This is a genomic window from Bartonella sp. AP57NXGY, assembly GCF_042195805.1.
Lineage (GTDB): Bacteria > Pseudomonadota > Alphaproteobacteria > Rhizobiales > Rhizobiaceae > Bartonella.
Map to the genome: position 1 here is coordinate 1 of NZ_JBHIOZ010000011.1, position 5,243 is coordinate 5,243.

The 5,243-nt window shown below is 38.5% G+C and carries 6 protein-coding genes; 3 read left to right on the plus strand and 3 right to left on the minus strand.

Features of this window, described 5'->3' with window-relative positions; genetic code table 11:
* Positions 1-111 precede the first annotated feature (111 nt).
* The gene (locus tag ACFIL8_RS02830) at positions 112-762 is read right to left on the minus strand and encodes an MBL fold metallo-hydrolase (protein ID WP_375612975.1); all 651 of its coding nucleotides are present in this window, start codon (positions 760-762) and stop codon (positions 112-114) included.
* Between the two features lie 144 nt (positions 763-906).
* On the opposite strand from ACFIL8_RS02830, the gene ACFIL8_RS02835 reads away from it, so the two are divergent.
* Both ACFIL8_RS02835 and ACFIL8_RS02840 read left to right on the plus strand, forming a co-directional pair.
* The gene (locus tag ACFIL8_RS02835) at positions 907-1,611 is read left to right on the plus strand and encodes a response regulator (RefSeq protein WP_375638076.1); all 705 of its coding nucleotides are present in this window, start codon (positions 907-909) and stop codon (positions 1,609-1,611) included.
* Positions 1,612-1,619: 8 nt separating this feature from the next.
* Positions 1,620-2,960 carry an ATP-binding protein gene (locus ACFIL8_RS02840; protein WP_375611185.1) on the plus strand — a complete coding sequence of 447 codons (1,341 nt, stop codon included), beginning with the start codon at positions 1,620-1,622 and terminating at the stop codon, positions 2,958-2,960.
* Between the two features lie 45 nt (positions 2,961-3,005).
* On the opposite strand, the gene ACFIL8_RS02845 is transcribed toward ACFIL8_RS02840, so the two are convergent.
* Both ACFIL8_RS02845 and ACFIL8_RS02850 read right to left on the minus strand, forming a co-directional pair.
* A complete protein-coding gene (locus ACFIL8_RS02845) occupies positions 3,006-3,506 on the minus strand; it encodes a YbjN domain-containing protein (RefSeq protein ID WP_273724125.1) in 501 nt (166 codons plus the stop codon).
* Between the two features lie 403 nt (positions 3,507-3,909).
* Complete coding sequence (locus ACFIL8_RS02850; protein WP_273791228.1) at positions 3,910-4,155, minus strand: accessory factor UbiK family protein; 246 nt, start codon at positions 4,153-4,155, stop codon at positions 3,910-3,912.
* A gap of 305 nt (positions 4,156-4,460) precedes the next feature.
* Between ACFIL8_RS02850 and lgt the strand changes: the two genes are divergently transcribed.
* On the plus strand, positions 4,461-5,243 hold a 783-nt coding region (gene lgt / locus ACFIL8_RS02855; protein WP_375688870.1), incomplete at its 3' end, for a prolipoprotein diacylglyceryl transferase.

The window sequence follows — 5,243 nt, forward strand, 5'->3', positions numbered from 1 at the left end:
GTAATGGTTTGGAACACGTTTGTTATGCCCCAATAAATTAACTTCTGTTCTGCCCTACTAAAAAGTCTTAAATGGCACAAAAAAACGCTTCAAAGCGTTTTTTTTATTTGCTCATATATTAAAATCTTGAAGAAAAGGATTATTTTGGCGCTCATAGCCTATGCTACTTTTGGGACCATGCCCACAGATAAAACAAACATCATCGCCTAAGGGTAAAACTTTTTCTCGAAGAGATTGCATCAATTTTTCATAAGAACAGAAGGGGAAGTCCGTACGTCCAATAGAACCACGAAAGAGAACATCACCCAAGAGGGCTAAGCGCTCTTTTTCATTGAAATAAATAACATGACCAGGGGAATGTCCTGGGGTGTGAAAAACCTTAAACACATGTCCAGCAAAATGAACGCACTCACCATCTTCTAACCATTGGTCAGGAATACAGATGCAAGCATCAGTGATGCCATAATTTTTTGCGCTTTCGCTCACGGCATCCATCACAGGCTTATCATCGCGATGTGAACCGATAATTTTTACATTAAGCGCTTCTTTCACTTGCATTGCTGCTCCTACATGATCAAAATGACCATGTGTTATCCAAATAGCCTCAACGATAACACCATTCTTTTCGATTACGTCTTGAATTCGTGGCCAATCACCACCAGGATCAACGAGAACCCCCGTTTTACTTTCACTATCAAAAAGCAAAGTGCAATTTTGTTGGAATGTCGTAACTGGAATAATATGTATATTAAGACTACCCATAATATCCTTTTCAAAAATAACTTTTTTAAATTTATAAATAAAACTTTCTTTCCTTTAAGGTAAAGGTGCTGCTCGACAGCTTTATACAACTTATGTAAACTTGCATTTTGTGTAAACTAAATTTTTATCAAGGTTTTTTTAAGAATGAGCAATCACGTTCAAGTTTTGTGTGACGATGCCCCTCACCTTCTTGTGATTGATGACGATACACGTATTCGCAATCTTTTATTTCAGTTTCTCATTAAAAATGGATTTCGTGTTTCAGTTTCAGCTAATGCGAATGAAGCAAGACGACTGTTAGTAAGTTTAGATTTTGATCTTCTTATTGTTGATGTCATGATGCCTGGCGAAAACGGTATTGATCTCACTCATTCACTCCGCCAAACAAAAGATGTCCCTATCTTTATGTTAACAGCTTTATCAGAAATAGACAATCGTATCCGTGGATTAGAAGCAGGGGCAGATGATTATCTGGCTAAGCCGTTTGACCCTCGTGAACTTCTCCTTCGCATCAACGCCATTTTACGACGTGGTTTTCCCCCTCACCAACCTAAAATTGAGCAAATAGTTTTTGGTCCTTATATATTTTCAATTTCACGACGCGAACTCAAAAAAGGAGGAGAAATTATTAAATTAACAGATAAAGAACAAGAAATGATGGTCATGTTTGCCGAAAATGCAGGCGATACAATTCCGCGCCATAAATTCGCGACCGATGACAGCAATATAAGTGAACGTGCCATTGATGTGCAGATCAACCGCCTTCGTCGTAAGATCGAAAAAAACCCAGCACTGCCTATATGGCTCCAAACCGTGCGAGGAATAGGGTATAAACTCTCTATTGAATAGGCACAAGAATGATCAAACCTTTAAGATTTTTTCTTCGATGGTTAACGAAAAAAATGCCTAAACGGCTTTATGCTCGCTCTTTGATCATTATCATTGCTCCCATGGTGCTTCTGCAAACGGTGATTGCTTATGTCTTTATGGAACGCCATTGGCAAATGGTAACGGAGCGTCTTTCAACGGCTGTCGTGCATGATATTTCAGCCATTATTGATATTCTTGAAACATATCCCCAACAAGATAACTATGAAGATATCAAGCGTATTGCACAACAACGTATGGGATTAAATATTTCTATTCTATCTCCTACCTCCTTACCCCCTCCAGGACCTAAGCCATTTTTTGCAATTCTTGACTATTTTTTAAGTGAAGAAATCACCCGCCAAATTAACCGTCCCTTCTGGATCGATACCGTAGGAGATTCTGATCTTGTTGAAATCCGTATCCACCTTGGTCACAACATTTTACGCGTCTTTGCTCCACGCAGCCAAGCCTATGCTTCCAATACTGCTATTTTTTTAAGCTGGATGGTAGGAACAGCTCTTGTTTTATTGCTGATAGCAATTTACTTTTTACGCAATCAAATCAAACCGATTCAACAATTGGCTGAAGCAGCAGAAAGCTTTGGACGCGGTCGTCCTTTACCAAAAGGATTTCAACCACAAGGAGCTGATGAAGTCCGACGTGCAGGCATCGCTTTTTTACGCATGCGTGAACGTATTGAACGCCAAATTGAACAACGTACCATGATGCTCTCAGGAGTAAGTCATGATTTAAGAACCATTCTTACACGCTTTAAACTTCAGCTGGCATTAGTAAATACTGACTTTGATATTAAACCGCTTGAGCAAGATGTAAGTGACATGCAAAATATGTTAGAAGATTATCTTGCTTTTGCTCGTGGTGAAGGAAGTGAAAGTGTCAAGACTTTTGATTTAAATGCTCTTATGCAAAAATTCTCCACCGATGCTCGTCTTCACAAACGTCAATTTTCTTACACTATTGAAGGTCCTACAGAAATACAAGTACGTCCCCGTGCTTTTACACGCTTGGTCAGCAATCTTGTATCAAATGCATTTTGTTACGGCACGACCGTTAAACTAACCGCTAACTCTCAACAAGAATCTTTTATATTAATAATCGATGATAATGGACCTGGAATTCATAAAAATATGCGCACAGAAGTTTTTAAGCCATTCTTTCGACTTGATAAAGCGCGAAATCAAGATGCAAGTGGAACAGGACTTGGTCTTTCTATTGCTCAAGACATAGCACGCAGCCATGGTGGCAATATACAATTAGATGAGAGCCCACTCGGGGGAGTGCGCGCTATTCTTGATGTCCCCCTATGAGCAATATTTCCGCAAACCGTCTGTAAAAATAACAGACTGTATATTTTAGGCATTCCCTACAGTTTCAAACAAAGTGTACTGTAGTGCCTTGTAAGCACTTTCTCCCGACAAAGCAACCATCTGAAATGCAACATAATGGCTTTCACAGGCTTTAAGTGCATGTATCAACAATGTTTCAACCTGTATATGAGATGGATGCATCCCACCAGCCAAAAGAAGACCTTGTCGATAAATAACTGAATTATTCCTTTGCCAGTAATCAAAATGTCCCAACAACAACTTTTCATTAATTGCTAGCAATAAGCGCTGTATTTCAGCTGTTCGAGCATTTTTAATAGAGAGATCAAACGAACAAGCTAAATGAAGTGCTTCATGCTCTTCCATCCATGAAAAAGCAAGACGATAGTTTGCGCGTTTTCCTTCCACACAAACGCTAATTTCATCTTGTGCATCCCGCTCAAACGACCAATCATATTCACAGGCAATCTGTTCGATAAAGTCAACAGGGTGCTCTTTTCTTTCTGTGGCGCAAAATGCAAGCCTCATCACAATCCTCAATCATCTTAAAACATTGTCAACAGAATATAAACCGTCTCAACTGTAACAATATTTTGCTACAATCAGAACCTTTACACCAAACAAATACACATAAAAACATCGACAGTACACAAACACCCAGAACACAATCGCGCTGTTTAGGGCAACCTGATAGTCATAAAACGAATCATCAAGTCTTTTCAGTGTATTGATACAATTTCATAGCGCCAGCCCCCCTGATTCAAAAAAATGTACTTTACCCAAAAAAAAATCAAAAATAAACAAATGCTCCGCTCTAACAGACTCAAGATTAAGCATTTTTTAGTTTCACGCATCATATTGAAAAATTGGGGATATTTTTTTGAAGATTCTTTTTTTTAAACTATTTTACTTTTTTGTGTCTGCGTTTTTTTTAATCATCTTTTTTTAAATCATCAAGGCGTCTTTTCAAATCAGCGTTATCAGCATGGATTTTCAGCACCATCTCCTTAAAAGTCTCAAACTCTTCGCGAGAAACAAGATCAAGTTTGTTTGCTATCTTTTCAGCCTGCACACGAAAAGCTGTTCCAGCTTCACGTCGTATGCCTTGCGCAACGTCAGCAGCATCCGTTGCTAATTTTGCTAATTCATCAAGAATACGATTTGATCCATTACGCATAACCTTTTTCCTTAAATTTTAATTATTGACGCACGCATTATAGCGTATTCTCATAACATTTAGATACTGTAATTTGTTCCTTTTACTCTATATTTTACATACTGTGCAGATTTTTCATAATGATTTTGTTTAAGATTTTTTAATATTCCTTTTATCACCATATTTTTTACCGCGATAAATCAGTGGAAATCTATCTCCCTTTCTGACTAGCCTCCCTACTGACTTGACCATTGTGTATTCATCTGTCATTTCTGACCATCAGAGTCACTTCATATTCATCTCGTATAATGTAAGATGCTTAACTCATGAACAATTTGTCTTGTCCAACCATTGCTTTTCCGTCTTTTCTTGATCCTGTTATTATCCAGCTAGGTCCCATAACACTTCATTGGTATGGACTTGGTTACGTGCTGGGTATTCTTTTTGCTTGGTGGTATGCGCAAAAATTATTAAAAAAAACATCTCTATGGTATAGAAACTATCCTCCTATGGATAAAGAAAAAATCGGAGATTTTGTTGTCTGGTCTGCCATAAGTGTTGTTGTCGGAGGGCGTTTAGGACAAGTTCTTGTATGGGATCCCATTTACTATTTTAACCATCCAAGTGCTATTATTGCCGTATGGGATGGGGGAATGTCCTTTCATGGCGGACTTATTGGTATTATCATTGCTATGATCTGGTTTGCCCGTAAAAATCGTATTAACATACGAGCCATGTTTGATATCATTGCTGCAGGTGCTCCTATTGGTATCGGCATTGTACGAATCTGCAACTTCATTAACCAAGAATTATGGGGTAATATTACTACACGTCCTTGGGCTGTTTGTTTTCCTCTCGATCCTTACTATTTACCGCGCCATCCAAGCCAGCTTTACGAAGCATTTATAGAAGGATTTCTTCTCTTCATCATCCTGTGTCTTCTTATTTTTGGGTTCAAAGCATTAAAACGTCCCGGTACTGTATCAGGAACATTTATTATAGGCTACGCAGTAACACGCAGCATTTCTGAAATTTACCGTGCGCCTCAAGAAGATCCAGAATGGTTTTCGACTCTTTTCCATTCTACTGGTTTTACCTATGGCATGGCT

Excerpts from the sequence above, each read along its gene's own strand:
- ACFIL8_RS02830 (WP_375612975.1), bottom strand. The coding sequence starts at position 762 with ATGGGTAGTCTTAATATACATATTATTCCAGTTACGACATTCCAACAA.
- ACFIL8_RS02835 (WP_375638076.1), top strand. The coding sequence starts at position 907 with ATGAGCAATCACGTTCAAGTTTTGTGTGACGATGCCCCTCACCTTCTT.
- ACFIL8_RS02840 (WP_375611185.1), top strand. The coding sequence starts at position 1,620 with ATGATCAAACCTTTAAGATTTTTTCTTCGATGGTTAACGAAAAAAATG.
- ACFIL8_RS02845 (WP_273724125.1), bottom strand. The coding sequence starts at position 3,506 with ATGAGGCTTGCATTTTGCGCCACAGAAAGAAAAGAGCACCCTGTTGAC.
- ACFIL8_RS02850 (WP_273791228.1), bottom strand. The coding sequence starts at position 4,155 with ATGCGTAATGGATCAAATCGTATTCTTGATGAATTAGCAAAATTAGCA.